Source organism: Ruegeria alba (assembly GCF_022321465.1).
GTDB lineage: Bacteria > Pseudomonadota > Alphaproteobacteria > Rhodobacterales > Rhodobacteraceae > Ruegeria_B > Ruegeria_B alba.
On record NZ_JAKOEM010000001.1, the window covers coordinates 476,931 to 502,107 of the forward strand.

The following is a 25,177-nucleotide window of genomic DNA, read 5'->3' on the forward strand; positions in this document are numbered from 1 at the left end:
ATATGTATTGCTGACACGCATCGGGCAGGGGACAGGGATGAATCAACGGATACGCGGGCTGGCCCGGACCTATCTGCCGATCCTGAACTGGGGCCGCAGTTATGGACGGGACGAGTTGAGCGGTGACCTGATCGCCGCCATCATCGTGACCGTGATGCTGATCCCGCAATCGCTGGCCTATGCGTTGCTGGCGGGTCTGCCGGCCGAGGTGGGGCTATACGCCTCGATCCTGCCTCTGGTGGCCTATGCGCTGTTTGGTACCAGCCGGGCGCTAGCGGTGGGGCCGGTGGCGGTGATCTCGCTGATGACCGCCTCGGCGCTGGCGCCGTTGAACCTTTCGAGCGTTCCCGAATACGTGGCGGCTGCGGGGATGCTGGCGCTGTTGTCGGGCGCTATTCTGCTGGCGATGGGTGCGCTCAGGCTGGGTGTCGTGGCCAATTTCCTCAGCCATCCGGTGATCGCGGGTTTCATAACCGCCTCGGGCCTGCTGATTGCGGCAAGCCAGTTGAAGCATATCCTGGGTGTGCCGGTGCATGGGCATACGCTGCCCGAAATCTTTCTCGATCTGGTGCGGCATCTGGGGCAGGTCAATCTGGCAACGCTGGTGACGGGGATTGTCGCGCTTGCCTTTTTGTTCTGGGTTCGCAAGGGGCTGGCGCAAGTTCTTCATGCGCAACTGGGTCTGGCGAAACCGCTGGCCGCGACTTTGGCACGGGTCGGGCCGATCTTTGCGGTGATCGGCACCACGCTCGCGGCCTGGGCGCTGAACCTGCCTTCTCTGGGCGTGGCGGTGGTGGGCGAAGTCCCCACCGGCCTGCCACCCCTAGGCCTGTCTGGCGTCGATTGGGGCCTCATACCGGCACTGATCGGCCCGGCCGCGCTCCTCTCGATCATCGGGTATGTCGAAAGCGTTTCCGTCGCGCAAACCCTTGCCGCCAAACGAAAACAGCGCATAGACCCAAATCAGGAACTGATCGCGCTGGGGGCCGCCAATATCTCGTCTTCGCTGTCCGGGGGCTATCCGGTGACAGGAGGTTTCGCGCGGTCCGTGGTGAATTTCGATGCCGGGGCCGAAACGCCTGCGGCCGGCGCCTTTACCGCCGTGGGCCTGCTGGTCGCGGCGCTGTTTCTCACGCCGCTTTTGTATTTCCTGCCCAAGGCGACGCTGGCCGCCACCATCATCGTGGCGGTGCTGTCGCTGGTCGATCTGTCGATCCTGTCTCGGGCCTGGGGCTATTCGCGCGCCGATTTCGCCGCCGTCTTTGCCACCATCGCGCTGACTTTGTTGGCGGGTGTTGAAATAGGTGTGGCCAGCGGCGTACTGATCTCGCTGCTGCTGTTCGTCTGGAAAACCTCGCGCCCGCATGTGGCCGAGGTGGGGCAGGTGCCCGGCAGCCAGCATTTCCGTAACATCCTGCGCCACAAGGTGGAAACCGATCCCGGCGTGGTGACGCTGCGCATAGACGAGAGCCTCTATTTCGCCAATGCCCGCCGGATGGAGGACCTGATCCTGAACCGGGTCCTGCGCGACCGCGATACTTTGCGCCATGTGATCCTGATGTGTTCGGCGGTGAACGAGGTCGATTTCAGCGCGCTGGAATCGCTTGAAGCGATCAACAGGCGGTTGGGCGATCTGGGAGTCAAACTGCATCTGTCCGAGGTCAAAGGCCCGGTGATGGACCGGCTGGCCCGCAGTCATTTTCTTGAGGATCTGACAGGGCGGGTGTTCCTGTCGCAATACGATGCCTTTGCTGCGCTCAGGTCGAAGAACACCCAATCTGCTTGATACGTATTTCTTATAATCGGTATTATGTGTATTAAACGTACACCCAGATGCCGGAACGTCACGCTATTGGCCCGGATTGGCACCGCCCCGCGCTTGCGCTAGCGTTGAGGGAAATCTTGGGCAACCAAGCCTTCTCAAACAATGGCGATGTCTGAGGGTGCTCCCGTAACTCCCTGATCTGACGTCGCTTCGACCAATGCGCAACATGGGAGACCGCCGTGGAACTGAAAGACAGGATTGTTGTCGTGACCGGTGCAGCCAGCGGTATCGGGCGCGGCCTGGCCGAACGCTTCGCCGCCGAGGGCGCGAAATGCGTTGTTTGCGCGGACCTGAACCTGCAAGGCGCCGAGGACGTCGCGCAATCGGTTGGTGGCGTTGCCCTGCGCTGTGATGTGAGCCGCGAGGCCGATATCGCCGCCCTGATCGAGCATGTAGAAACTCGGATCGGTCCCATCGACCTGTTCTGTTCCAATGCCGGTATCCTGACCATCGGCGGGATCGAGACGCCGGATGCGGACTGGCAACGTATCTGGGATATCAACGTGATGTCACAGGTCTGGGCAGCGCGCCATGTGGTGCCGCGCATGATCGCGCGCGGCGGTGGCTATCTGCTGAACACCGCGTCCGCAGCGGGTCTGTTGAACCAGGTTGGTGCGGCACCTTATGGGGTGACCAAGCACGCCTCGGTTGGTCTGGCCGAGTGGCTGGCGATGACCTATGGCGATGACGGGATCGGCGTGTCGGTTCTGTGTCCGCAGGCGGTCCGCTCGGAAATGACGCGTGGGCATGAGGAGTCGGTCGCGGCGCTGGACGGAATGCTGGAACCCTCAGACGTGGCCGAGGCTTGCGTTCAGGCTATCCGCGCCGGGCAGTTCCTAGTGCTGCCGCATCCGCAGGTTTTGGACTATATCCGAATGAAAACAGCGGATTACGACCGTTGGCTGGGCGGCATGCGCAAGCTGAACCGGCAATTCGGCGGCAAGCTTTAACCTTCGGATTTCAGACGCCGCATCAGCCCTTCCTGCGCCACGCTGGCCACCAGCGTGCCGTCTTCGGCATAGATCTTGCCCCGGTTGAAACTGCGCCCGGCACCGGTCCAGGGGCTGTCCATCGCGTAAAGATGCCAGTTTTCGAACCGGATCGGCGCGTGAAACCACATGGCATGATCCAGGCTGGCCCCGTTGACCTGACGCGTATACCAGCTGAGCCCGTGCGGCCGCAGGCCCGAGCCCAGCAACCCCATGTCCGAGGCATAGGCGAGCAGCAGATGCTGCATTTCCGGCCCTGCCCCGGCTGCCGCACCCATGCGGAACCACAGGTAATGACGGTCGTCGGTCGGGATCGGCTCGAACATGTCGCGCGGCTCGACCTCGCGGATTTCGATGGGGCGCGCGCGGGTGAATTCGGCGCGGTATTTCTGCGGGATACGGTCGATGAAGCGCTCTTGCAAAGCCTGCCGCGTGGGATGGGTTTCGGGGCCGGAAATATCCGGCATCGGGTGTTGATGGTCCCAGCCTTCATCGCCCGCATGGAACGAAGCCGAGAGGTTCAGGATCTGGCGGCCATGTTGAATGGCCACCACCCGACGGGTTGTGAAAGAACCTCCATCCCGCGCTCTATCCACCTGATAGATAACGGGAATCGACGGGTCGCCCGGTCGAATGAAATAGGCGTGCAGCGAATGGCACAACCGGCCCTCGACCGTGCGATAGGCAGCGGCCAGCGCCTGTGCGATGACCTGACCTCCATAGATGCGGGTCGGCGTTTCGCCCCCCGATCCGGTGCCACGAAACAGATCCACTTCCAACCGCTCGATATCGAGCAGGTCGAGCAGCTGGCGTTCCGCATCGGTCATGTCGCATCCTCCGGCGTCAGCGTCGCCCGGCGGCATAAGTCACGAAGAAATCGAAACTTTCCGGGTTCGCCATCGAGTCCCGGTTCACCACCTGCGCCGGGTCGCCCCCCAGTAGCAGTTTCTTGACGGGAACTTCCAGCTTCTTTCCCGACAGGGTGCGCGGCACCTCGGCGATCTGAACGATGTCGTTGGGGATGAAGCGTGGCGACAGCGTTTCGCGGATGGCCGTGTTGATGCGGTCACGCAGGGCCTCGTCCAGCACCTGCCCCGGCGCCGGCACCACGAAGAGCGGCATGAAACTGTCGCGGCCCAGAAACTCCAGATCGACCACAAGGCTGTCCAGCACCTCGGGCAGCGCCTCGACCGCGCGATAGATCTCGGACGAGCCGAGCCGCAGCCCCTTGCGGTTGATCGTTGCGTCCGAGCGGCCATAGATCACCGAACCACCCTCGGGCGTGATCTCGATCCAGTCGCCATGCCGCCAGATACCGGGATAGGTGTCGAAATAGCTTTCATGCAGGCGGCTGCCATCGCTGTCGCCCCAGAACCCAAGCGGCATCGAGGGGAGCGGTTCGGTGCAAACAAGCTCGCCGACTTCACCAATGATCTCAGCGCCTTCAGGATCAAAGCTGCGCACTGCGTTGCCCAGATAGCGGCATTGCATCTCGCCTGCACGCACCGGCAGCATCACGTTGCCGCCGACAAAGGCGCCGCACAGGTCTGTCCCGCCCGAGATCGGCGCCAGCCAGATATCCGGGTCCACCGCATCATAGACCCAGTCATAGCCCTCGGCCGTTAGCGGTGATCCGGTGGTGCCCAGCGATTTGAGCGCCGACAGATCCAGCACGTCGCCCGGGCGGATGCCGGATTTCAGGCATTGGGTGACATAAGCCGCGCCGACGCCGAAACTGGTTACCCGCTCTTCGGCCACCACACGCCAGACCGCCAGCATGTCGGGGTGGTTGGCGGCCCCGTCGAAGAGGACCACAGTGGCACCCTGCCCCGTGGCGACAAACTGCGCATTCCACATGATCCAGCCCGACGAGGTGAGCCAGAGGAAGCGATCGTCACCGCCCAGATCCTGATGCAGCGCCTGTTTGGCGCCCTCCAGCAGGATACCACCATGACCATGTACGATGGGTTTCGGGTTACCGGTGGTGCCCGAGGAATAGACGATCCACAGCGGATGATCGAAGGGGAGATCGGCAAATTCCGCTGTGGCCGAGCCTTGGGTCATCTCGTCCCACGGGGTCATCCCCGGCGCCACATCCTCCATCACCGGCACCAGAACCGTGTGGGTCAGGCTGGGCAGATGCGCGCGGATCTCCTCCAGCACCGGGCGCCGGTCGATCATACGCCCCGCGTGAACATAGCCGTGCTGCGCGATCAGCACCTTGGGCTCGATCTGGCGGAACCGGTCCAGGATCGCCACATGACCCATATCCGGGGCGCACAGCGACCAGATCGCGCCGATACTGGCGGCGGCAAGGAATGCGACCACGGCACTATCGGTATTGGGCAGGATCGCGACCACCCGGTCGCCCTGCCCCACGCCCATGGCGCGCAGATGCGCGGCCACATTGGCCACCTGTTGCGCCAGTTGCGCCCAGGTGACCTCCTTGCGGCCGAACCCCTCGGAGCGCAGGATCAGCGCGGGTGACTCGGGGCGGCTCTCGGCATGGCGCAGCATGTGGCGGGCGAAATTGGTGGTGACACCGGGAAACCAGACCGCACCAGGCATCCGCCGCTCGGCCAGCACCCGACCGTCCCCCCCCTGAAACGGCAGGCCCGCGAAATCGCGGATCGCGCTCCAGAACCCAGCCAGATCCGTAACGCTCCAGTCCCAGAGGGCATTGTAGTCGTCAAATTCCAGCCCGCGCTCCTCTGCCAACCAACGCTGAAACGCCGCCATGCGGCTTTGCTCGGCGCGGGCCTTGCTTGGGGTCCAGAGAATGGGCCGGGGATCTGTCATTCGCATAATGCTCCATGGATCAGCGCCTTGAGTTCCGACCGCGAGGGATAGGCGCTGGAGGGCGACAATTGGGTGAAGAACACCACCGTCATGTCATTGACGCGGTCCAGCCAGAAAAAGGTCGAGGCCATGCCGCCCCAGCTGAAATCGCCGACCGAACCGGGGGTGCGGGCGCGGGCCGGGTCCAGCACCACGGCACCACCCAGGCCAAAGCCCATCCCCTCCATCGGCTGTTCGGCAAAGCTCTGCGGCCCCATCGAGGCGATATCGCCCGGCAGATGGTTACGCATCATGAAATCGAGCGTCGCCGGGCCGATCAGGCGATGACCGTCGATCTCGCCACCCCGGCGCAGCATCTCGGCAAAGCGGCGGTAATCGTCGATGGTGCTGACCAGACCGCCGCCGCCGGAATACATGCTGGCAGTCTCGAAGGGCGATTTGCCCGCCTCGTCGAACAGCCGCAATGTGTCGCCGCCGGAATGGGCATCGTTCAGCGCCATCGCATCCCCGGCAAGCGGCGTATAGAGCGAGGCGAAACGGTCGCCCGCGCCCTCGGGCACGCTGAACCCGGTCTCGGACATCCCCAGTGGGGCGAAAATTTCATCCTCGAAGAACTGCGCCAGCGTCCGGCCCGAGACCACCTCGACCACGCGCCCCAGAATGTCGATGGAAACCGAGTATTCCCAACGGCTTCCAGGCTGGAATGCAAGTGGCAGTGCCGCCACCTTGTCGGCCATGTCGGCCAAAGCGCCCTGACCCGGTTTGAACAGCAGATCCTGCTCCTCCATCGCGCGCGCCAGAACGCCGGGATTGAACGGATAGCTCAGCCCGGCCGTATGGGTCAGCAGCTGGTGCAGCGTTGGCGAGGGCGCCGGTTCGGTCTGGTCGATAGCGCTTGCTCCGGGCACCAGCGCCTGCATGTCCGAGAAGGACGGCAGAAAGCTCGACACCGGCGCATCGAGGTGGAACAGCCCTCGTTCGGCCAGCATCATCACCGCCAGCGAGGTGACAGGCTTGGTCATCGAATAGATCCGCACCAGCGTGTCACGGGTAAAGGGCAACTGTCGCTCGATGCTGCGCTGCCCGGCGGCGTGGAAAAACACCTCTTGCCCACCCTGACTGACCAGCACCGAACTGCCCGCATAGCGGCGCCGGTCGACATAGCCCTGCATCCAGCCCGCGATCCGGCCCAACCGGCCGGTGTCGAGTGTCCTGTAACCGGGGTCGGGCATCGCGCTATCCTCCTGCTGTCGCGGCTTGACAGAGTGTCACCCGGCCCCCGCGCCAAGGAAAGTACGTAGGAATACGGACCCTTGTCGAGAGAGCGCGCCACCCCCTCATGGTACCATGCCCAGGCTGCGCCCGGCTTCGATCAAGAGCGGCGCGTAAACGCGCTCCAACTCTTCCGGGGTGACATGGAAACTGGGCCCGCCCAGGTTCAGCCCATGCAGCCGGGCACCGCCCAGCGACAGCACCGGCACCGCGATGCCGTTCACATCCGCGCGCCAGTCGCCGTATCCGGTGCAATAGCCGCGCGCGGCGTATTCCTCGACGGCGCGGTCGATCTGGGCGCGCAGCTCTGCCTCGGACGCCCCCAGGTCGCGCAGTCCGGTGGCGATGGCGGCCTCACGCTCTTCCGCCTCCATCCCCACCAGGATCGCCCGCCCGATGGCCGAGCGGAAGAGCGGCAGCCGCGAACCCACATGCATGCTGAGCGAGACATTCTCGCGCGAGCGCGACACCGCTACATAGATCACCTCGGCCCGGTGCACCTCGCCCAGGGCGGCGGTGATATAGGGGTTTGCGCCCATGCGCAGGCCGCGCAGCACCTCAGCCGCGCGGTCACAGATATCCATGCCCGCCAACACGCCCATGCCCAGTTGCAGCACGCCCACGCCCAACCGATAGGCGCCGCTTTGGCGGTCCTGCACCAGATAGCCCAGCTGGCACAGCGTATGGGTCAGGCGCGAGACGGTGGGTTTGGGCAGGCCGGTCCGCTCGGACAGGTCGGTATTGGTCAGCAGCACCTCGCCGGGGCGAAAGCTGCGCAGCACGTCCAGCCCCCGCGCCAGCGCGGTGACAAAGTTGCGATCCTTGCCCTCGGCCAGCCCGTCCATATCGCCGCCCTGCCCGCTCACCCGCGCAGCGCCCTCAGCCCGTTTTGCGCGAATACGCCCACATACTGGCCCAGCCTCCGGGCGCGTTCGGGGTTTGACGCATTGCCATCCAGCGCGCGTTTGTAGACGCCCTGGATGATCGCCGCCATGCGGAAGAAGTTGAAGGCAAGGTAGAAGCCGAAACGGTCGATCCCGCCGATGCCGCGCCGCGCGCAATAGGCGGCGACGAACTCGGCATCCGTGGGCAGACCCAGCGCGGCACGGTCGACCCCGGCCAGCCCGCGCCCTTCCTTACCGGGCGGCATCTGCCATTGCATGATCACGGCGGCCAGATCGGCATAGGGGTGGCCGATGGTCGAGAGTTCCCAGTCGAGCACGCCCAGACAGCGGGTGCCGTCCTTTTCGAACATCATGTTGTCGATCCGGTAATCGCCATGCACCAGCGTGCGCTGGCCGTCATCCGCGGGCATCTCCTGCCCCAGCGCCTCGATCAGCGCGTCCATGTCAGGGATCGTGTCTGTTTCCGAGGCCCGGTACTGCTTGGTCCAGCGCGAGAGCTGGCGCTCGAAGTAATTGCCCGGCGGGCCGTAATCGGACAGGCCGACCGCGTCGATATCGACCGAATGCAGCGCCGCCAGCACCCGGTTCATCTCGTCGATGACGGCGGTGCGGGTGGCATTGCTCTCGCCCTCCATCGTGGGTTCGTAGAAATTGCGCCCGTCCAGATGCTCCATCACGTAAAAGGCCGAACCGATCACGGTGTCATCCTCGCAGAGCAGATACATGCGCGGCACCGGCACATCCGTGCCCGCCAGCGCGCTTTGCACCCGGAACTCGCGATCCACCGCATGGGCGGATTTGAGCAAGACCCCCGGTGGCTTGCGCCGCAGCACGTAATTGCATGCAGGTGTCTTCAGCAGGAACGTCGGGTTCGATTGGCCAACGTCGAATTTGCGGGCCTCCAGCGGCCCGGCATAGCCCGGCAGGTGGTCGCGCAGATAGGCATCAACGGCGCTCAGGTCGAGGCTTTGGGTCGTGTCGCTCATATCCTGTCCCTCAACTATAGCTCAGCATGTCCGCATGGGCCGGCTGGGCAAAATGCGGGGTTGCGTTGAATTCATGCAAAAAGAAGGCGCGCTGGGTAAAGATGAAGCGCGACATGGCGGTGTTCTTCACTTGCAGGTTCAGCGCGATCATCTGCTCGGACGGTGCGCTCAGCGCGGCGGCGGTCAGTTGCCCGATGGCCCCGCCCGAACTGATCACCAGCACCCGTTCGGCACCCTCGCGGGTAGCCTGCTGGCGTGCCGCCTCGATCCGGGCGGTGAACTGGGCCCAGCTTTCGCGCGCGCCCGCCACACCGCCGCCCTGCCATTCGCGCAAGACATCCCGCAGGGTGCGGAAATGCGTCTTGCGGTCATGCTGCACCAGATCGGGGATGGTGCCGCCGAATTTCACCCGCAACAGGTCGTGGAAATCGTATTCGTTCCAGCCCGCGTGTTCCTCGGGCGCGTCCGTGAACCCCATGCCGCGCAGGGTCTCTTTCTGTCGCGCCAGCGTGCCGGTGACCAGCCGGTCGGGCACCCAGCCCATCTCTCGCAGCGCCGCACCCACCAGCGCTGACTGCCGATGACCCAGCTCGCTCAGCCGGTCATAGTTGTCCGACCCGAACGAGGCCTGCGCATGGCGGATTACGATCAGTTCTGCCATGGCTCAACCGGTGAATTCGGCGGCAAGCCGCGCGCCCGCCGCGCGGTATTCGCGGTCGATCCGATCCACCAGATCGGCCACAGGTTCGATCCGGTGCACGTCACCCACGCCCTGGCCTGACCCCCAGATCTCTTTCCACGCCTTGGGCTTGGAGGAGCCCTGGCTGAAATTCATCGAGCTGGCATCGGCCGAGGGCAGGTTGTCGGGGTCCATCCCGGCACGTTCCACCGATTTCTTCAGGTAATTGCCGTGCACGCCAGTAAAGAGCGAGGAATAGACGATATCCTCGGCGGTGCTGTCGACGATCATCTGCTTGTATTCGGGCTGCGCATTGGCCTCATTCGTGGCGATGAAGGGCGAGCCCATATAGCCGAAATCGGCCCCCATGGCGCGGGCGGCCAGCAGGCTTTCGCCACAGGCGATGGCGCCCGACAGGGCCAGTGGCCCGTCGAACCACGACCGGATTTCGCGGATGAGCGCCAGCGGCGATTGCTGGCCGGCATGGCCCCCGGCGCCTGCGGCCACGGCGATCAGCCCGTCAGCGCCCTTGTCGATCGCCTTCTTGGCGAATGTGTTGTTGATCACGTCATGCAGCACCACGCCGCCACAACTGTGCGCGGCCTCGTTCACCTCGACCCGGGCGCCCAGCGAGGTGATCCAGATCGGCACGTTCCAACGCGTACAGATCTCCAGATCCCGCTCCAGCCGCCCGTTCGAGCGGTGCACGATCTGGTTCACCGCAAAGGGCGCCGCCGGGCGGTCGGGGTTGTCCTGGTTGTGGCGGTCCAGTTCCTCGGTGATGCGTTTCAGCCAGGCCTCGAGCAGCGGCGGCTCACCCTCGCCCTCGCGCGCGTTGAGCGCCGGGAATGACCCCACGATCCCCGCCTTGCATTGCGCGATCACCAGATCGGGCACCGAGATGATGAAAAGCGGCGAGCCGATCAGCGGTATGCGCAGGCCGCGCAGAGCAGGCGGCAGATGGCTTTCGTCACGGGTCCAGGTCATGTCTTTCACTTTCTCATGCTCCCCAGGGCAGGTCGATGCCACGCGCATCCGCCGCCTTGCGGGCGTATTTGCGGGTCTGGCTGAACGCGTCGGTCAACTCGCGCTTGCCCTCCTCATCCTGCACCGATGCAAAACGGGCGGCGATCTCTTCGGGTGTGTTGACGCTGCCTTCCAACAGGATGCCCTCGGTCTCGAACACACGGGTCTGCGCGTAACAGCCCGCCCCGGCGCAGAGGATCACGCGCGAGGGCGCGTCCTCGCTCACCAGATACAGAAGGCCAGGCGTGATCGTTTCGGGCGCCAGCAGCGCCAGCGCCTGTTCGGGGATCAGCGCCTCGGTCATCCGGGTCGCGGCGGTGGGCGCCAGACAGTTGACGCGGATATTGTCGCGCGCGCCTTCGAGATGCAGCACGTTCATCAAGCCCATCATGGCGGCCTTGGCCGCGCCATAGTTGGCCTGCCCGAAATTGCCGTAAAGCCCCGAAGCGGAGGAGGTGAAGACCACCCGGCCATAGCCCTGTTCGCGCATGATCGGCCAACAGGCATGGGCCACATTGGCGCTGCCGATCAGGTGCACGTCGATCACCTTGCGGAAATCGCCCATGCTCATCTTGGCAAAGCTCTTGTCGCGCAGGATGCCGGCGTTGTTGACCACGATATCGACGCGACCCCATTGGGACATGGTCTGGGCAACCATGTCAGCCACCTGCGCCTCGTCCGCCACATCGGCCCCGTGCGCGACGGCCTCTCCGCCCATGGCGCGGATCTCCTCGACCACCGCCTGCGCGGCGTCGGACGAGGCCCCGGTGCCATCGGTCGCCGCCCCCAGATCATTGATCACCACCCTGGCGCCGCGCGCGGCCAGTCCCAGCGCATGGGCGCGGCCCAGACCCGCGCCCGATCCGGTGACAATCGCCACCCGTCCGTCGAAACGAATGTCCATCCCCGCCCCCTTACAGCGCCTTTTCAAAGATGTTGCGGCCGGACATTACATTGATGCCGCCCGAGACCGGGATCACCGCGCCGGTGACATAAGACCCGCCGCGCCCACACAGAAACAGCATGCAACCGGCGATATCCTCGTCCCGGCCCACCCGGCGCAGCGGCACGTCGCTGCCGACCTTGGCGCGCTTTTCCTCATCGGCGGTGGCGAATGCGGTCATCCGAGACACAAACGGCCCCGGCGCCAAGGCGTTGACGGTGACGGCATAGGGCGACAATTCCTTGGCCATGATCTTGGTCAGATGGATCACCGCCGCTTTGGAAGCCGCATAGCTGTAAGCGCCATCGCCCATCGGCACCTCGCCCATGACCGAGCCGACGTTGACCACCCGCGCCGGATCATCGACCGAGCCGCTTTTCATCAGCATCGGCAACAGCTTCTGGGTCAGATCAAAGACACCGGCCACATTGACGGACATCACCTTTTCCCAGGCCTCATGCGGGAATTGACCCATCGGCGCACCCCAGGTGACACCTGAATTGTTCATCAGGATATCAAGGGCTTCGGTGCGGCTCTTCACCTCGGCGACCAGCGCGTCGATGCCCTCCTTACTGCCCACGTCACCCGCGAACCCCTCGGCGCTGCCCGGCGCATCCAGCGCGTTCAGCGCGGCAGCGACCGCTTCACAGGCATCGCCCTTGCGCGAGGCGATCAGCACGCGCGCGCCCGCGCGCACCAGCGCCTCGGCTGCCATGCGCCCGATGCCGGTGGCGCCGCCGGTGACCAGCGCGGTCTTTCCATGTAGCGAAAACAAAATCTCAGGTGTCATGATAAATCCTTAAAATCCGCGCGCTTGCGCAACGATGTTTGCGTGATATCCGTAATCGCCCAGCCATTCGGCCCCGACGCGGGCGCGTTTCATGTAGAAGCCCATGTCGAATGCGTCGGTCATGCCGATGCCGCCATGCATCTGCACCCCTTCCTGCACCGCACGCTGTGCGGTGTCGGTGGCGCGCGCCTTGGCCAGCGACACGGCCAGCGCCGCGTTCTCGGGGTCTTCGTCCAGCATCCGGCCCGCGTTCAGGATGGCCGAGGCGGTCACCTCACATTCGCACCACAGATGCGCAGCGCGATGTTGCAGCGCCTGAAACGCGCCAATCGGCACCCCGAACTGCTTGCGTTCCTTGAGATATTCGACGGTCATGCCAAAGGCGCCAGCGGCCAGCCCGGCCATCTCGGCCGCCAGCGCCGCCTGACCGGCCCGCAGCGCGGGGGCCAGAACGGTCATCGCGTCATCGACCTGGCCCAGCACATCCTCGCCCGTTGCCGCCACATCAGAGAATTCGATCCGCGCCGCGTCGCGGCTGTCGATCATCGCCTGCCCCTCGCGGGTGATGCCGTCGCGGTCAGCGGGCAGGTCGAACAGGGTCAGCCCCGCATCGGTCCGCGCCAGCACCAGCAGGCGCTCGGCATTGGCGCCGTCCACGACAAACCGTTTTTCGCCGTTCAGGCGGAACCCGTTGCCATCGGCCCGCGCCTGCATCTGCGTTGCCTCGGGTGCGAACTTGACGCCCTCATCAATCGCCAGCGCATAGGTGACCTCGCCGCTGGCGATCCGCGCCAGCGCCTGTACCGCGCGGGCATCGGACACCTGCCGCAGCGCGGTTGCCGCAATCACCGCGGTCGAGAGAAAGGGAGAGGCAACCAGCGTCTTGCCCATCTCGCCGGCCAGCGCACAGGCGGCGGCGTGGCCCATGTCGCTGCCCCCGGCCTCTTCGGGCACCAAGACCCCGGCCCAACCCATCGCGGCCATTTCCGACCAGAGCGCCCGGTCCTGCGTCTGCCCCGCGTCCCGCAACCCGCGCAGATGCGCCACCGGGGCGGCCTGATCCAGGAAGCCGCGCGCGGCATCGGCCAGCATGACCTCTTCTTCTGTACGTACCAGTTTTGCCATCTGCCCTACCCCGGAAGCCCAAGAACGCGTTTCGAAATGATCGACAGCATCACCTCGGAGGTGCCGCCCTCGATCGAGTTGGCCTTGGTCCGCAGCCAGTTGGGCGCGCGCCCGTCTTCCCAGACCAGGGCGTCGGACCCGCCCGCCGCCATCACCAGTTCCAGATTGCGCTTGTTCAGCTCGGTTCCCATGTATTTCAGCATGGCCGAGGCATCGCCCGCGCCCTGCCCGGCCTCGGCCTGATCCTTGTAGCGCTCCAGTGTCAGCGCCACCGCCAGCCCGTCGACCTCGGCCCGCATCGCATCGGCGCGCAGCACCGTGTCGATGCTGCCGCTGTCGGCAAGCACGGCGCCCAGTGCCCGGCCCGAGCCCATGGTGCCGCCAGCGGCCGAGATCATTTCGCGCTCATGCGTCAGCAGGTATTTGGCCACATCCCAGCCGCGATTGACCTCGCCCACCACCTGTTCGCGCGGCACTTCGACATTGTCAAAGAAGGTCTCGCAAAACGGCGACGCGCCCGAGATCAGCTTGATCGGTCGTGTGGTCACGCCCGGGCTGGTCATGTCGAGCAGGATGAAGGAAATGCCCTTGTGCTTGGGCGCCTCGCGGTCGGTGCGCAGCAGCGCAAAGATCCAGTCGGCCTGATCGGCGTATGAGGTCCAGATCTTTTGCCCGTTGACCAACCAGTGATCGCCCTTGTCCTCGGCCCGGCTTTGCACATTTGCCAGATCGGACCCGGCGCCCGGCTCGGAATACCCCTGACACCAGCGGATTTCACCGCGCGCGATGGGCGGCAGGTAATGCAGCTTCTGCTCATGCGTGCCGAAATGCAAAAGCGCCGGTCCCAGCATCCAGATGCCAAAGCTTTGCAGCGGATAGCGCGCGTTCAGGCGGCGCATTTCCTGGTGGAACACCTTCTCCTGATCGCGGTTCAGCCCGGCGCCACCATACGCGACCGGCCAGGTCGGCACCGTATACCCCTTGCTGACGCAACGTTGCAGCCAGGTACGCTGGGCTTCTGACGTAAAGTTCCAGTTCTTTCCGCCCCAACAGATGCTAGCTTCGTCATTGCGGCCATCGCGCATTTCTGCGGGGCAATTCGCCTCCAACCAGCTGCGCAGCTCGTCGCGGAAGGCGGCCAGCGCCCCATCCTCTTCGGCCATGTCTCCTCCCCATATACCGATATCTGTTTTGCAGAGCAGAATTGCATTTCGATATCCGGTTGACAACCAAGGGGGCGGGCCAAAGACTTGACGTCAAATCGCGGTACGCACGCGTCCGCAACAGGGAGAAAGACCGATATGAAAGCCATGCTGAGCACCGCCGTGGGCGGCCCCGAAACGCTGGAGCTGACCGAACTGCCGGACCCTACACCCGGCAAAGGAGAGCTTCTGGTACGGGTGCATGCGGCGGGGGTGAACTTTCCCGACACGCTGATAATCCGCGACCTCTACCAGATGAAACCGCCCCGCCCCTTTGCCCCCGGCGGCGAGATCGCCGGAGAGGTTCTGGCCGTGGGCGAAGGTGTCAGCGGCTATGCGCCCGGTGACCGGGTGCTGGCGCTGACCGGTCATGGCGGCTTTGCCACCCATCTGACGGTCAAGGCCAATGTCGCGGTCAAGATCCCCGACGCCATGCCCTATGACGAGGCTGCCTGTTTCATCTTCACCTATGGCACCTCGCATCACGCGCTCAAGGACCGCGCGGCGCTGCAACCGGGCGAGACGCTGCTGATCCTGGGCGCCGCCGGGGGCGTTGGCGCCGCCGCGATCGAGCTGGGCAAGGCCGCTGGCGCGCGGGTGATCGCCGCCGTCTCGTCCCAGGAGAAGGCCGAGTTCTGCCGCCAGATCGGCGCCGACGAGACGCTGATCTATCCGCGCGAACTGGACCGCGACGGGCAAAAGGCGCTGTCGGCCGAGATCAAGAAACTCGCCGGGGGTGATGGGGTCAATGTGGTCTATGACGCGGTGGGCGGGGCCTATGCCGAACCCTGCCTGCGCGCGATGGCCTGGCAGGGGCGCTATCTGGTCGTAGGCTTTCCGGCGGGCATCCCCAGCATCCCGCTGAACCTGACCCTGCTCAAGGGCTGTCAGATCGTCGGCGTGTTCTGGGGGGCCTCGGTGTTCCGTGACCCCAAGGGCCATGCGGAAAACGTGGCCGACCTGTTCCGCCTCTATGCCGAGGGCCGGATCAAGCCGCAGATCTGCGCGCGTTTCCCGCTGGATCAGGCGGGCGCGGCGCTTGAGATGATGCAGGACCGCAAGGTGCTGGGCAAAGTGGTGATTACACCCTGACCGGGTCTAGGACAGATGCGCCACATCGTTGAACCCCCGCACAACCATCCGCTCGCCCAGGATCACCAACCGGCTGATCGAGCCATTGGCCGCCCCGTGAAAGGCAAATGGTTCGGAGCCGCAGGCCATCGCCATGGCGGCACCGATGACGCCACCATGCACAAAGGCGGCGACCCGCTGGTCGGGATGACGTGCCGCGATGCGCAGCAACCCGGCCCGCACCCGCGCATGCAGCTGGGCGGTGGTTTCGGCGCCCGGGATCTCACCCCATTCCTGCCTTTCCTTGGCGCGGATGAAGGCCGGATCGTCATTGGCGGCGCGGATCCGGTATTCGCCCCGGTCCCAGTCGCCCAGAAACACCTCGCGCAGGTCCGGCTCTACCTGCGGCGCCAGCCCCAGATGCGCGACCAGCGGCGCGGCGGTCTGGTGGGTACGGCGCAAAGTGGTGACATAGATCGCCGCCAGCGGTTCGTTCTTCAACCGCGCGCCCACCGCGCGGGCCTGGGCCTCGCCCTCGGGATGCAGCGCCGGGTCGCCCTGTCCGTTCACATGCGCAAACGGCTCGCCTGGACGCGCGGGCTGGCTTTCGCCATGACGGATCAACAACAGATCGACCGCCCCGGCGGGCGGCGCATAGACGGTTTGACGGTATTCCCGGGTCATCGGATCCTCGCAGGCTGGACTGCGCGCATCCTGTCCCGGACCGGGGAAAGGATGCAATGACCCAAAACGAGATCGACACCGGATCGGAATTGCTGTTGTGCAACCTCGCCGATGGCGTGGCCACCCTGACGCTGAACAATCCCGAGCGGCGCAACGCGCTGTCGGGCGACCTGCCGCAGGCATTGGGCCGGATGCTGGCCCAGCTGGACGAAGACCCCCGCGCCCGCGTGCTGGTTCTGACCGGCGCGGGCGGCGCCTTTTGCGCAGGCGGCGATATCTCCAGCATGGGCGCGGCGCTGGGGGATGGCGCGCAGCCCGACCCCGATGCCATGACCCGGCGGCTGAGACAGGCGCAAGACGATATCGCACTGCGCCTCGCCCGGCTGAGCAAGCCCAGCATCGCCGCCCTGCCCGGTGCCGCCGCCGGGGCGGGCATGTCGCTGGCGCTGGCCTGCGACCTGCGTATCAGCGGGCAGAGCGGCTATCTGCTGCCCGCCTTTGGCGGTATCGGTCTGTCGGGCGATTTCGGCGGCAGCTGGCTGCTGACCCGGCTGATCGGCCCCGCCCGCGCCAAGGAGGTTTATTTCACTAACCGCCGTATCATGTCTGACGAGGCGCAGGCGCTGGGTCTCGTGAACCGGGTGGTCGCGGATGCGGATGTGGTGGGCGAGGCGCAGGCGCTGGCCGCCCAGATCGCCGGCTTTGCCCCGATGGCGCTGCGCTACATGAAGGAAAACATCGACCGCGCCGGCGATGTCGATCTGCGCCACGCGCTGGATTTCGAGGCAGACCGCATGATCCGCACCTTGCTGAGCGCCGACCACCGCGAAGGCGCCCGCGCCTTTGCCGAGAAACGCAAGCCCGAGTTCGGCGGGCGCTGAGACCACATGGAAAGGACCGCCACCATGACGCCGCTTGAACAGGCTCTTCACCAGGAACAGGCCAGGATCGGCCAGGATATCGGCCACTCGGACTGGATCACCGTCGATCAGGCGATGATCGACCGCTTTGCCGAAGTGACGATGGATGACCAGTGGATCCATGTTGACCCCGCCCGCGCAGCCGCCGAGACCCCGTTTGGCGGCACCATCGCACATGGATTCCTGACCCTCTCTCTGGGCAGCCGCTTTGTCTATGACGTGCTGCCCCCCCTGCCGGGACAGGCGATGGGGATCAACTACGGCTTTGACAAGCTGCGGTTTCTGGCCCCGGTGCCCGCCGGCGCACGGCTGCGCGGGCATTTCCGCCTGCTTGAGGCACGTCCGCGGAGCGCCACCGAACTGCTGCGCAAATACGCGCTCTCGGTCGAGATCGAAGGCAGCGAGACCCCGGCCCTGGCCGCCGAATGGCTGACCCTCAGCCTGTTCGAACAGGCGTTGCCCAAAGCCAACTGATCCAAGGAAAATTCCGCGCTGTCACTGGTTTGGGTGACTGCAAGGTGGACAGTTCGGCCTATTCCTGTCTAAGAGATTCCTGAATGGGGATTTAATGTGATGAACAGTATTCTGGTCTTGCACGGCCCGAATCTCAATTTGCTGGGCACCCGGCAGCCCGAGGTTTACGGCACGACAACGCTGGAGATGGTCAACAGCGCCTGTGTCGCGCATGGCCAGTCCCGCGGCCTGTCGGTTGTCTGCCTGCAATCGAACCACGAAGGCGCGCTGGTCGATGCCATCCACGCGGCAAAAGGGGTGCATGCGGGCATCGTGCTCAATGCCGGCGCCTATACCCATACCTCGATCGCACTGCGCGACGCGATTTCTTCGGTCGAACTGCCGGTGGTCGAGGTGCATCTGTCCAACATACACGCGCGCGAGGCGTTCCGCCATGTGTCGCATATCGCACCGGTCGCGCTGGGCCAGATCTGCGGTTTCGGCGCCCAAGGATATCTTCTAGCGCTCGACGCGCTTGCGGAACACTTAGCGGCTAGGAATGCGTAATGAAGTTGCGCGCCTATCTGGAAAAACTCAGCTATGTCCGAACGCTGGAAGAGCTGTGGGATGGGCATACTCGCCAGATGGCGGAATACGGGTTTGACCGGCTGCTCTATGGGTACACCAACTATCGCACGGCCACCTCGCTGGGCGATCCCGAGGACTTCGTGATCCTCACCAATCACGACCAATCCTATATCGACGGATTCCTAAGTGAGGGACTCTATTTCCATGCCCCTATGCTGCATTGGGCGCTGGAAAACGAGGGCGCGGGCAGTTGGCGGATGATCTCGGACATGCTGAACAGCGAAACGATGACACCGCAAGAGCGGCGCGTCTACGCGTTCAATGCCGAGCACGAGGTGACCGCCGGCTACACGATCAGCTTCACCTCGGTCTCTGCCCGGACCAAGGGTGCTATCTCGCTCTGTGCCCGCAAGGGGATGAACCAGGAAGAGGTCGATACACTCTGGCAAGAGCATGGCCAAGACATCCTGTTGATGAACAATGTCGCCCATCTCAAGATCATGACTTTGCCCTATGTCGCGCCGAACCGGTCGCTGACCCGGCGCCAACGCGAGGCGCTGCAATGGGTGGGTGACGGCAAGACCACTCAGGACATCGCGATCCTGATGGGTCTGACGACGGCCACGGTGGAAAAGCACCTGCGTTTGGCGCGCGAGGCGTTGTCGGTCGAAACCACGGCACAAGCTGTGCTGAAGGCCGCGCTGCACAATCAGATGTTCATCATGGAGGCTTAGGGCCAACGTGAAGAATCTATAACTAACAATTCATTCTAAGCCATTTCTTTTGATCGCCTCGCAGTGCGACCTATGTGTTTTCCAGTCGCCGCAAAACTCACTGCGTCGACGTGACCGTCCTGGAGCTTACCTTAGGTAAGGAATCCCCGACTTTCGATCTGAGACTACATCCTACATTATACTCTTGTTCCGTGAGTGGTGGCTTTGGCCTGGGAACTTCGGGAAAAGACCCTTGCAATACCAAGGCTCTCTGACCTGTCCGGCGTTGTTGGCCTATTGATCGGTTTCAACGCCGGAGAACATGAGGGACCCCTACCATCCCCATCATCTGGGGTCCCTCACCTCATACAAGGGCGATATCGGCACGAACCGGTATCGCCCTTTCGTCTGTAAGACCCAGGGTCCTGTCAATTTTGATGGCATAGCCATAAACAAAAACCGGCCGCGCGAAAGTCGCGCGACCGGTTGACTTGAAGCTTCCGGCAAAACGCCGGTTGGAAACAGGGTCAGCCCTGTGCGGCCTTTGCGACCTCGGCGGCGAAATCCTCTTTCTCGACCACAATGCCCTCGCCGACTTCGAGACGGACAAAGCCCGTGATCTCGGCTCCGGCCTCGGCAGCGGCGGCGCCGACGGTCACGTCGGGGTTCACCACGAACTGCTGGCTCAGCAGGGTCGATTCGGCGACGAATTTCTTCATCCGGCCTTCGATCATCTTTTCGATCACCGCTTCGGGCTTGCCGGATTCGCGGGCGATATCCATCTGCACCTGCTTTTCCTTCTCGACCACGGCCGGGTCCAGCTCGGCTTCGCTCAGCGCGGCGGGGTTCACGGCTGCGATATGCATCGCGACCTGCTTGCCCAGTGCCTCGTCGCCACCTTTCATTGCGACCAGAACGCCGATCTTGCCCATGCCGGCGGTGGCGGCGTTGTGCACATAGGTCACAACGGTTTCGCCTTCGATCTTGGCCAGGCGGCGCACCGACATGTTCTCGCCGATGGTGGCGATCTTGTCGGTCAGGGTGTCGGCCACGTTCTTGCCACCCAGATCGGCGGCCAGCAGCGCGTCGACATCGTCAACGGCCAGAGCGGCCGATGCGATCTTGCCGACCATGTCCTGGAATTCGCCGTTCTTGGCAACGAAGTCGGTTTCCGAGTTCACCTCGACCGCGACACCCTTGCCACCGTCGACGACAACGGCGACCAGACCTTCGGCGGCGGTGCGGCCCGATTTCTTGGCGGCTTTCGCCAGACCCTTGGTGCGCAGCCAGTCAACGGCGGCTTCCATGTCGCCATCGGTTTCGGTCAGCGCCTTCTTGGCGTCCATCATGCCGGCGCCGGTTGCGTCGCGCAGTTCCTTAACGAGTGCTGCTGTGATTGCCATCTTGGCTCTCCTCAATTCAAAACGGATTTGGGGCAGGTCATACCCTGCCCCATATGTCATTCGGATGACGGGGCCGATCAGGCCTCGGCGGTTGCCTCTTCGGCCAGCGCCTCTTCGGCGGGGGCCTCTTCCAGCTCGCCCAGGTCGACGCCTGCGGCGCCCAGCTGTGCCGACATGCCATCCAGCGCGGCGCGTGCGGCCAGGTCGCAATACAGCGCGATGGCGCGTGCGGCGTCATCGTTGCCGGGGATGATGTAATCCACACCATCGGGCGAGCAGTTGGTGTCGACCACGGCCACAACCGGGATGCCCAGCTTGTTGGCTTCGGCAATCGCCAGCGCTTCTTTCTTGACGTCGATGACGAACAGCAGGTCCGGCACGCCGCCCATTTCGCGGATCCCGCCCAGCGAAGCTTGCAGCTTGGCCTGGTCGCGTTCCATGCCCAGACGCTCTTTCTTGGTCAGGCCTTCGGCGCCGCCTTCCATCTTCTCGTCGATCATGCGCAGGCGCTGGATCGACTGCGACACGGTCTTCCAGTTGGTCAGGGTGCCGCCCAGCCAGCGGTGGTTCATGTAGTACTGGGCCGACTTCTCGGCGGCTTCGGCGATCGGGCCCGCGGCCTGACGCTTGGTGCCCACGAACAGAACGCGACCGCCCTTGGCGACGGTGTCGCGCACGGCTTTCAGCGCCTGGTCCAGCATCGGAACGGTCTGGGTCAGGTCGAGGATGTGGATGCCGTTGCGGGCGCCGTAGATGAACGGCGACATGCGCGGGTTCCAGCGTTGGGTCTGGTGGCCGAAGTGAACGCCAGCTTCCAGCAGCTGACGCATGGAGAACTCGGGAAGAGCCATGCGGTATTTCCTTTTTCCGGTTTGCGCCTTGGCGGGGGAGAAGAAGCGGATGCTCCAACCGGCGGTTCGGATAGGGATGTCTCCCCCAAACGGACCAAAACCCCGCCTGCGGGTTTTGAATGGCGCGCGTATACGGCAGGTTGCCAGACGACGCAAGGGCCAATCGCCCTTATTTTGTGAGCCGAGCCAGGCTGTGCGCGTGGCGCACCGCTTCTTCGCAATGGGCGGCCAGCTCCTTACGGTTGTCAAAATCGCTCACCCGGGCAGGGGCGTGGTAGATCAGCTCGACCCGGCCCTGCCGCCGCGCCGCCAGCGTCTTGAGCAGATGGGGGCCGAATTCCATGTCGCCCCACCAGCCATAGAATCGCGCAGGCTGACCCTTGGGCGCGTGAAACACGACCGAGACCGGCTGCACATACATGATCGGCCGCAGTTCGGGCGCGAAAAACGCTGCAAACAGCGTTGTCTTGAACGGCAAAACCCTCAGCCCGTCGGTCGAGGTGCCTTCGGGAAAGAACAACAGTTTGTGCCCCACCGCCAGCCGCTCAGTGAAAATGCGGGTCTGTTGGCGCGCTTGCTTGGGGTTGCGTTCGATGAACACGGTGCCGGTGGCCCGCGCCAACCACCCGATGCCGGGCCATTTCGCCACTTCAGCCTTGGACACGAAATAGACCCGCTTGCGCGCGTTGAGCGCGAAGATGTCCAGCCACGAGGTATGGTTGGCCACCACCGCCCCATGCTCGCGCATCAGCTCTCCGCTGCTCTCGAACCCGATGCCGAGAATGCGGAACGCGTTGCGGCAGACAAACTGGGTGATATGCGGCGTGACGGGCCGGTGCAGGCCGCACAGCGGCCGCTCGACCAGCCGCACCAGCAACAGCACGATCAGCCCGCCAAAGACAAGCAGCGCCAGCGGCACCCCGCGCACCAGCACCAGAAGCCAGCCGATCAGGCCGATCTCGATCGGATCTGGGTCGTCCTCACTGTTCCAGAGCGGATCCATCGCTAGCCCCCGCCATAGATGCGCCGCTGACGCGCGTTCATCCGCGCCGTATCCAGGATCAGACAGACATCGGTGGTGTTGAACGCATGGTCGATATAGGCGCCATCGCCCACGAAACCACCCAGCCGCAGATAGGCCTTGATCAGCGCGGGCACCTCAAGCATCGCGCGGCGGCGGTCCAGCGCCTCGGGCGCGACCCGGTTCATGTCGACATAATGGGCGGGCTGGGTGCGCACCCGCAGATCCGCGGGCGCGAGATGGTTGTGGTAGAGCATCGACAGCGGCTGGGCCAGCGCCTCGACATCGGTGCCGTGGAAACTGGCCACGCCGAACAAAACTTCGATTCCGTGCCGGTCGACATAGTCGGCCAGCCCATTCCACAGGTGATACATGGCCATGCCACCGCGATGATCGGGATGCAGGCACGAGCGCCCCAGTTCCAGCAACCGCCGCCCCGAGCGTTTCAGCACGCCCAGATCATATTCGTCCTCGGAATAGAACTGCCCCACCGCCTGCGCCTGCTCGCCCCGCAACAGGCGATAGACGCCCACCACCTGTCCGCTTTCATCGTCGATACACAGCATGTGGTCGAAATACGGGTCAAAGCGGTCCCGCTCCAGCCCCGCCTGATGATCGACCAGCGCACCGCCGCCGCCCAATTCGCGCACGAACACGTCATAGCGCAGGCGCTGGGCCGCGTGCAGTTCGGCCTCGGTCTCGGCCATCTTGACAGTAAAGGCGGGGCCGCGGTCTGGCATGGGTCTCCGGCGGATGCGTTCAGGTTGCGCGCAGATAGCGCGGCTTGCGCAGGCTTTGCAACACAAAGGCGCGGGCGGGAGCTGGTGTTAACCTTTCGGTAACGCAAATCACGGATCAAAGACCACAAGCAGGGCGATGCGTGTGCCGTCGATCACCACCTTGCCCTGATCGGGGAAATTCACGGTGATCTTGCCGGCGATGCTGGACTGGACCTGCCCGACACCCCAGTCGGGGTAGTCGGGGTGGCGCACGAACATGCCCGGTGCAAGAATGGAATTGAGATCGGTCATATCCGGGCCCTGGCTGCTGGATGTGAGGGTCTGACAACGGAGGTATCGCATGGCCCAAAGCGGCGTCAACCTGGCCAGCCTGATCGGCTCGCGCATCTGTCACGACCTGATCAGCCCGATCGGCGCCATTACCAACGGGCTGGAGCTGCTCGACATGTCCGGCGCGGTCGAGGGGCCCGAGATGGAGCTGATTGCCGACAGCGTCGGCAATGCCGGGGCGCGCATCCGCTTCTTTCGCATCGCCTATGGCGCGTCGAGCGACCAGATGCTGGGCCGGGCCGAGCTGGTGGGCCTGCTCGATGACCTGAACCGCAGCGCCCGGGCCAAGGCCGATTGGGCACCGACGGAACCGGTCGCACGTGCCGAGGTGCGGATGGCCTTTCTGGCGTTGCAATGCTGTGAAACCGCCCTGCCCTTTGGCGGCAGCGTGCGGATGGATCGGCAGGGCGACCGCTGGATCGTCACCGCCGAGGCCAAGAAACTGTCGGTCGACCCTGCCCTGTGGGAGGGGTTAAGCAACCCAGCCGCCCTGAAACAGGTGACACCGGCGCAGGTGCAATTCGCCCTCTTGCCCGCGGTGGTCGAAGATGCCGGTCGGCGGGTCACGGTGGAAACCAGTGACCGCCAGCTGGTGATCCGGTTCTGATCAGGCCCGGGTCGTTCCGTTCCCGCGCACCAGGTATTTGAAACTGGTCAGCTGCGCCGCGCCCACCGGGCCGCGCGCATGCATCTTGCCGGTGGCAATGCCGATCTCGGCACCCATGCCGAACTCGCCGCCATCGGCGAACTGGGTCGAGGCATTGTGCATCAGGATGGCGCTGTCGAGCCGTTCGAAAAAGCGCGCGGCAACCGCGTCATCTTCGGTGATCACGCAATCGGTGTGGTTCGAGCCATAGTGCCGGATATGGGCGATGGCCGCGTCCACATCCTCGACCACCCTGGCCGAGATGATCATGTCGAGATGCTCCTTGCCCCAATCGGCTTCGGTTGCGGGAAGCGAGCCGGACAGCCCCTCGGCCCGCACCTCGACCCCGGCCTCGATCAGCGCGCGCACCAGATCGGCACCAAGACCGTCCGCTATATCCTTGTGAATCAACAGACATTCCGCGGCACCGCAAATCCCGGTACGGCGGGTCTTGGCATTCAGGACCACGCGCAACGCCTTTTCGGGGTCGGCGGCCTTGTCGATATAGATATGCACGATGCCTTCGAGATGGGCAAAGACCGGCACCCGCGCCTCGCGCTGTACCAGCCCCACCAGCCCCTTGCCGCCGCGCGGCACGATGACGTCGACATAATCGGTCATGGTCAAGAGCTCGGACACTGCTGCCCGGTCGCGGGTCGGTACCAGTTGGATCGCATCCTCGGGCAGGTTCGCGGCGCGCAGCCCCTCGACCAGGCAGGCATGGATCGCACCCGAAGAGTGGAAACTCTCGGACCCGCCGCGCAGGATCACCGCATTCCCCGATTTCAGGCATAGCGCCCCGGCATCGGCGGTCACGTTGGGGCGGCTTTCATAGATCACCCCGATCACCCCCAGCGGCGTGCGCACCCGCTGGATATGGAGGCCCGAGGGCATGTCCCATTCCGCCAGAATCTCGCCCACCGGATCACCCTGTTCGGCCACGGTGCGCAACCCGTCGACGATGCCCTGAATGCGCGCCTCGTCCAGCATCAGCCGGTCCATCATCGCCGGGCTCAGCCCCTTGTCGCGGCCAAACTCCAGATCGCGCGCATTGGCTGCGATGATCTCACCCCGCCGGGCCCAGACAGCATCGGCGGCACTGATCAGCGCGGCGCGCTTGGCCTCGGCGCTGGCAAAGGCCAGCTGGGCCGCTGCGGCACGGGCACGTTTGCCCAGTTCGGTCATGGTGGCAGAGATGTCGGCGATGTCTTTCATG

General features: G+C 64.5%; 26 protein-coding genes. 8 read left to right on the forward strand and 18 right to left on the reverse strand.

Annotation, left to right across the window (positions count from 1 at the left end):
* Window positions 1-37: 37 nt before the first annotated feature.
* Both MB818_RS02275 and MB818_RS02280 read left to right on the forward strand, forming a co-directional pair.
* Window positions 38-1,786, forward strand: coding sequence for a SulP family inorganic anion transporter (locus MB818_RS02275; protein WP_238903744.1), 1,749 nt, complete (start codon window positions 38-40; stop codon window positions 1,784-1,786).
* Between the two features lie 218 nt (window positions 1,787-2,004).
* Window positions 2,005-2,775 carry an SDR family oxidoreductase gene (locus tag MB818_RS02280; protein WP_238903746.1) on the forward strand — a complete coding sequence of 257 codons (771 nt, stop codon included), beginning with the start codon at window positions 2,005-2,007 and terminating at the stop codon, window positions 2,773-2,775.
* Here MB818_RS02280 and MB818_RS02285 read toward each other — a convergent pair.
* The 11 genes from MB818_RS02285 to MB818_RS02335 all read right to left on the reverse strand — a co-directional run bounded on the left by MB818_RS02285 (window position 2,772) and on the right by MB818_RS02335 (window position 14,502).
* A complete protein-coding gene (locus MB818_RS02285) occupies window positions 2,772-3,641 on the reverse strand; it encodes an acyl-CoA thioesterase (protein ID WP_234175728.1) in 870 nt (289 codons plus the stop codon). The two genes, MB818_RS02280 and MB818_RS02285, sit on opposite strands and share 4 nt — an antisense overlap.
* A 16-nt stretch (window positions 3,642-3,657) precedes the next feature.
* Window positions 3,658-5,619, reverse strand: coding sequence for an acetoacetate--CoA ligase (locus MB818_RS02290; protein WP_439653267.1), 1,962 nt, complete (start codon window positions 5,617-5,619; stop codon window positions 3,658-3,660).
* The gene (locus tag MB818_RS02295; RefSeq protein WP_238903748.1) at window positions 5,610-6,845 is read right to left on the reverse strand and encodes a serine hydrolase domain-containing protein; all 1,236 of its coding nucleotides are present in this window, start codon (window positions 6,843-6,845) and stop codon (window positions 5,610-5,612) included. The genes MB818_RS02290 and MB818_RS02295 overlap by 10 nt, the downstream gene beginning before the upstream one ends.
* 105 nt (window positions 6,846-6,950) lie before the next feature.
* Window positions 6,951-7,730 carry an IclR family transcriptional regulator gene (locus MB818_RS02300; RefSeq protein ID WP_238904010.1) on the reverse strand — a complete coding sequence of 260 codons (780 nt, stop codon included), beginning with the start codon at window positions 7,728-7,730 and terminating at the stop codon, window positions 6,951-6,953.
* Window positions 7,731-7,747: 17 nt separating this feature from the next.
* Complete coding sequence (locus tag MB818_RS02305) at window positions 7,748-8,776, reverse strand: phosphotransferase (protein WP_238903750.1); 1,029 nt, start codon at window positions 8,774-8,776, stop codon at window positions 7,748-7,750.
* Between the two features lie 10 nt (window positions 8,777-8,786).
* Window positions 8,787-9,437, reverse strand: coding sequence for a histidine phosphatase family protein (locus MB818_RS02310; protein ID WP_238903752.1), 651 nt, complete (start codon window positions 9,435-9,437; stop codon window positions 8,787-8,789).
* Between the two features lie 3 nt (window positions 9,438-9,440).
* On the reverse strand, window positions 9,441-10,442 hold the full coding sequence (locus tag MB818_RS02315) for an NAD(P)H-dependent flavin oxidoreductase (RefSeq protein WP_238903754.1): 1,002 nt from the start codon (window positions 10,440-10,442) through the stop codon (window positions 9,441-9,443).
* Between the two features lie 13 nt (window positions 10,443-10,455).
* A complete protein-coding gene (locus MB818_RS02320; RefSeq protein ID WP_234136734.1) occupies window positions 10,456-11,385 on the reverse strand; it encodes an SDR family NAD(P)-dependent oxidoreductase in 930 nt (309 codons plus the stop codon).
* A 10-nt stretch (window positions 11,386-11,395) separates the two neighbouring features.
* Complete coding sequence (locus tag MB818_RS02325; RefSeq protein ID WP_238903756.1) at window positions 11,396-12,214, reverse strand: SDR family oxidoreductase; 819 nt, start codon at window positions 12,212-12,214, stop codon at window positions 11,396-11,398.
* Between the two features lie 9 nt (window positions 12,215-12,223).
* Complete coding sequence (locus tag MB818_RS02330; protein WP_238903758.1) at window positions 12,224-13,339, reverse strand: acyl-CoA dehydrogenase family protein; 1,116 nt, start codon at window positions 13,337-13,339, stop codon at window positions 12,224-12,226.
* 5 nt (window positions 13,340-13,344) lie between these two features.
* Window positions 13,345-14,502 (reverse strand): acyl-CoA dehydrogenase family protein, encoded by a 1,158-nt coding sequence (locus MB818_RS02335; RefSeq protein ID WP_238903760.1) that lies wholly within the window; start codon window positions 14,500-14,502, stop codon window positions 13,345-13,347.
* A 138-nt stretch (window positions 14,503-14,640) separates the two neighbouring features.
* Between MB818_RS02335 and MB818_RS02340 the strand changes: the two genes are divergently transcribed.
* On the forward strand, window positions 14,641-15,633 hold the full coding sequence (locus MB818_RS02340; RefSeq protein WP_234136738.1) for an NADPH:quinone oxidoreductase family protein: 993 nt from the start codon (window positions 14,641-14,643) through the stop codon (window positions 15,631-15,633).
* A gap of 6 nt (window positions 15,634-15,639) precedes the next feature.
* Here the strand turns inward: MB818_RS02340 and MB818_RS02345 are convergent, their stop codons facing one another.
* Complete coding sequence (locus MB818_RS02345; RefSeq protein WP_238903762.1) at window positions 15,640-16,296, reverse strand: histidine phosphatase family protein; 657 nt, start codon at window positions 16,294-16,296, stop codon at window positions 15,640-15,642.
* Window positions 16,297-16,352: 56 nt separating this feature from the next.
* Here MB818_RS02345 and MB818_RS02350 point away from each other — a divergent pair, with 56 nt between their 5' ends.
* The 4 genes from MB818_RS02350 to MB818_RS02365 all read left to right on the forward strand — a co-directional run bounded on the left by MB818_RS02350 (window position 16,353) and on the right by MB818_RS02365 (window position 18,991).
* Window positions 16,353-17,177: an enoyl-CoA hydratase-related protein gene (locus MB818_RS02350; RefSeq protein ID WP_238903764.1), complete on the forward strand. Its 825-nt coding sequence runs from the start codon at window positions 16,353-16,355 to the stop codon at window positions 17,175-17,177.
* 24 nt (window positions 17,178-17,201) lie between these two features.
* A complete protein-coding gene (locus tag MB818_RS02355) occupies window positions 17,202-17,690 on the forward strand; it encodes a MaoC family dehydratase (protein WP_234170413.1) in 489 nt (162 codons plus the stop codon).
* Window positions 17,691-17,789: 99 nt separating this feature from the next.
* A complete protein-coding gene (gene aroQ, locus MB818_RS02360) occupies window positions 17,790-18,236 on the forward strand; it encodes a type II 3-dehydroquinate dehydratase (protein WP_234175713.1) in 447 nt (148 codons plus the stop codon).
* Window positions 18,236-18,991: an autoinducer binding domain-containing protein gene (locus MB818_RS02365; protein WP_234162567.1), complete on the forward strand. Its 756-nt coding sequence runs from the start codon at window positions 18,236-18,238 to the stop codon at window positions 18,989-18,991. Before aroQ ends, MB818_RS02365 begins: the two co-directional genes overlap by 1 nt.
* 506 nt (window positions 18,992-19,497) lie before the next feature.
* Here MB818_RS02365 and tsf read toward each other — a convergent pair.
* From tsf to MB818_RS02390, 5 genes are all read right to left on the reverse strand, one after another.
* Window positions 19,498-20,373: a translation elongation factor Ts gene (gene tsf, locus MB818_RS02370; protein WP_234144218.1), complete on the reverse strand. Its 876-nt coding sequence runs from the start codon at window positions 20,371-20,373 to the stop codon at window positions 19,498-19,500.
* A 77-nt stretch (window positions 20,374-20,450) separates the two neighbouring features.
* Window positions 20,451-21,224 carry a 30S ribosomal protein S2 gene (gene rpsB / locus MB818_RS02375; RefSeq protein WP_234136745.1) on the reverse strand — a complete coding sequence of 258 codons (774 nt, stop codon included), beginning with the start codon at window positions 21,222-21,224 and terminating at the stop codon, window positions 20,451-20,453.
* Between the two features lie 169 nt (window positions 21,225-21,393).
* On the reverse strand, window positions 21,394-22,227 hold the full coding sequence (olsA, locus tag MB818_RS02380) for a lyso-ornithine lipid O-acyltransferase (protein ID WP_234136746.1): 834 nt from the start codon (window positions 22,225-22,227) through the stop codon (window positions 21,394-21,396).
* Window positions 22,228-22,229: 2 nt separating this feature from the next.
* Window positions 22,230-22,985, reverse strand: coding sequence for an L-ornithine N(alpha)-acyltransferase (olsB, locus tag MB818_RS02385; protein ID WP_238903765.1), 756 nt, complete (start codon window positions 22,983-22,985; stop codon window positions 22,230-22,232).
* A gap of 108 nt (window positions 22,986-23,093) precedes the next feature.
* Window positions 23,094-23,276, reverse strand: a complete 183-nt coding sequence (locus tag MB818_RS02390) for a DUF3553 domain-containing protein (RefSeq protein ID WP_238903767.1) — start codon at window positions 23,274-23,276, stop codon at window positions 23,094-23,096.
* A 49-nt stretch (window positions 23,277-23,325) separates the two neighbouring features.
* Between MB818_RS02390 and MB818_RS02395 the strand changes: the two genes are divergently transcribed.
* Window positions 23,326-23,922 (forward strand): histidine phosphotransferase family protein, encoded by a 597-nt coding sequence (locus MB818_RS02395; protein WP_238903769.1) that lies wholly within the window; start codon window positions 23,326-23,328, stop codon window positions 23,920-23,922.
* Here MB818_RS02395 and MB818_RS02400 read toward each other — a convergent pair whose 3' ends face one another.
* Complete coding sequence (locus tag MB818_RS02400; protein WP_238903771.1) at window positions 23,923-25,176, reverse strand: glutamate-5-semialdehyde dehydrogenase; 1,254 nt, start codon at window positions 25,174-25,176, stop codon at window positions 23,923-23,925.
* Window position 25,177: the final 1 nt, after the last annotated feature.

What these genes read in the sequence shown, in the direction of transcription:
- MB818_RS02275 (WP_238903744.1), top strand. Translation starts at nt 38, where the DNA reads ATGAATCAACGGATACGCGGGCTGGCCCGGACCTATCTGCCGATCCTG.
- MB818_RS02285 (WP_234175728.1), bottom strand. Translation starts at nt 3,641, where the DNA reads ATGACCGATGCGGAACGCCAGCTGCTCGACCTGCTCGATATCGAGCGG.
- MB818_RS02290 (WP_439653267.1), bottom strand. Translation starts at nt 5,619, where the DNA reads ATGCGAATGACAGATCCCCGGCCCATTCTCTGGACCCCAAGCAAGGCC.
- MB818_RS02295 (WP_238903748.1), bottom strand. Translation starts at nt 6,845, where the DNA reads ATGCCCGACCCCGGTTACAGGACACTCGACACCGGCCGGTTGGGCCGG.
- MB818_RS02300 (WP_238904010.1), bottom strand. Translation starts at nt 7,730, where the DNA reads ATGGACGGGCTGGCCGAGGGCAAGGATCGCAACTTTGTCACCGCGCTG.
- MB818_RS02305 (WP_238903750.1), bottom strand. Translation starts at nt 8,776, where the DNA reads ATGAGCGACACGACCCAAAGCCTCGACCTGAGCGCCGTTGATGCCTAT.
- MB818_RS02310 (WP_238903752.1), bottom strand. Translation starts at nt 9,437, where the DNA reads ATGGCAGAACTGATCGTAATCCGCCATGCGCAGGCCTCGTTCGGGTCG.
- MB818_RS02315 (WP_238903754.1), bottom strand. Translation starts at nt 10,442, where the DNA reads ATGACCTGGACCCGTGACGAAAGCCATCTGCCGCCTGCTCTGCGCGGC.
- MB818_RS02320 (WP_234136734.1), bottom strand. Translation starts at nt 11,385, where the DNA reads ATGGACATTCGTTTCGACGGACGGGTGGCGATTGTCACCGGATCGGGC.
- MB818_RS02325 (WP_238903756.1), bottom strand. Translation starts at nt 12,214, where the DNA reads ATGACACCTGAGATTTTGTTTTCGCTACATGGAAAGACCGCGCTGGTC.
- MB818_RS02330 (WP_238903758.1), bottom strand. Translation starts at nt 13,339, where the DNA reads ATGGCAAAACTGGTACGTACAGAAGAAGAGGTCATGCTGGCCGATGCC.
- MB818_RS02335 (WP_238903760.1), bottom strand. Translation starts at nt 14,502, where the DNA reads ATGGCCGAAGAGGATGGGGCGCTGGCCGCCTTCCGCGACGAGCTGCGC.
- MB818_RS02340 (WP_234136738.1), top strand. Translation starts at nt 14,641, where the DNA reads ATGAAAGCCATGCTGAGCACCGCCGTGGGCGGCCCCGAAACGCTGGAG.
- MB818_RS02345 (WP_238903762.1), bottom strand. Translation starts at nt 16,296, where the DNA reads ATGACCCGGGAATACCGTCAAACCGTCTATGCGCCGCCCGCCGGGGCG.
- MB818_RS02350 (WP_238903764.1), top strand. Translation starts at nt 16,353, where the DNA reads ATGACCCAAAACGAGATCGACACCGGATCGGAATTGCTGTTGTGCAAC.
- MB818_RS02355 (WP_234170413.1), top strand. Translation starts at nt 17,202, where the DNA reads ATGACGCCGCTTGAACAGGCTCTTCACCAGGAACAGGCCAGGATCGGC.
- aroQ (WP_234175713.1), top strand. Translation starts at nt 17,790, where the DNA reads ATGAACAGTATTCTGGTCTTGCACGGCCCGAATCTCAATTTGCTGGGC.
- MB818_RS02365 (WP_234162567.1), top strand. Translation starts at nt 18,236, where the DNA reads ATGAAGTTGCGCGCCTATCTGGAAAAACTCAGCTATGTCCGAACGCTG.
- tsf (WP_234144218.1), bottom strand. Translation starts at nt 20,373, where the DNA reads ATGGCAATCACAGCAGCACTCGTTAAGGAACTGCGCGACGCAACCGGC.
- rpsB (WP_234136745.1), bottom strand. Translation starts at nt 21,224, where the DNA reads ATGGCTCTTCCCGAGTTCTCCATGCGTCAGCTGCTGGAAGCTGGCGTT.
- olsA (WP_234136746.1), bottom strand. Translation starts at nt 22,227, where the DNA reads ATGGATCCGCTCTGGAACAGTGAGGACGACCCAGATCCGATCGAGATC.
- olsB (WP_238903765.1), bottom strand. Translation starts at nt 22,985, where the DNA reads ATGCCAGACCGCGGCCCCGCCTTTACTGTCAAGATGGCCGAGACCGAG.
- MB818_RS02390 (WP_238903767.1), bottom strand. Translation starts at nt 23,276, where the DNA reads ATGACCGATCTCAATTCCATTCTTGCACCGGGCATGTTCGTGCGCCAC.
- MB818_RS02395 (WP_238903769.1), top strand. Translation starts at nt 23,326, where the DNA reads ATGGCCCAAAGCGGCGTCAACCTGGCCAGCCTGATCGGCTCGCGCATC.
- MB818_RS02400 (WP_238903771.1), bottom strand. Translation starts at nt 25,176, where the DNA reads ATGAAAGACATCGCCGACATCTCTGCCACCATGACCGAACTGGGCAAA.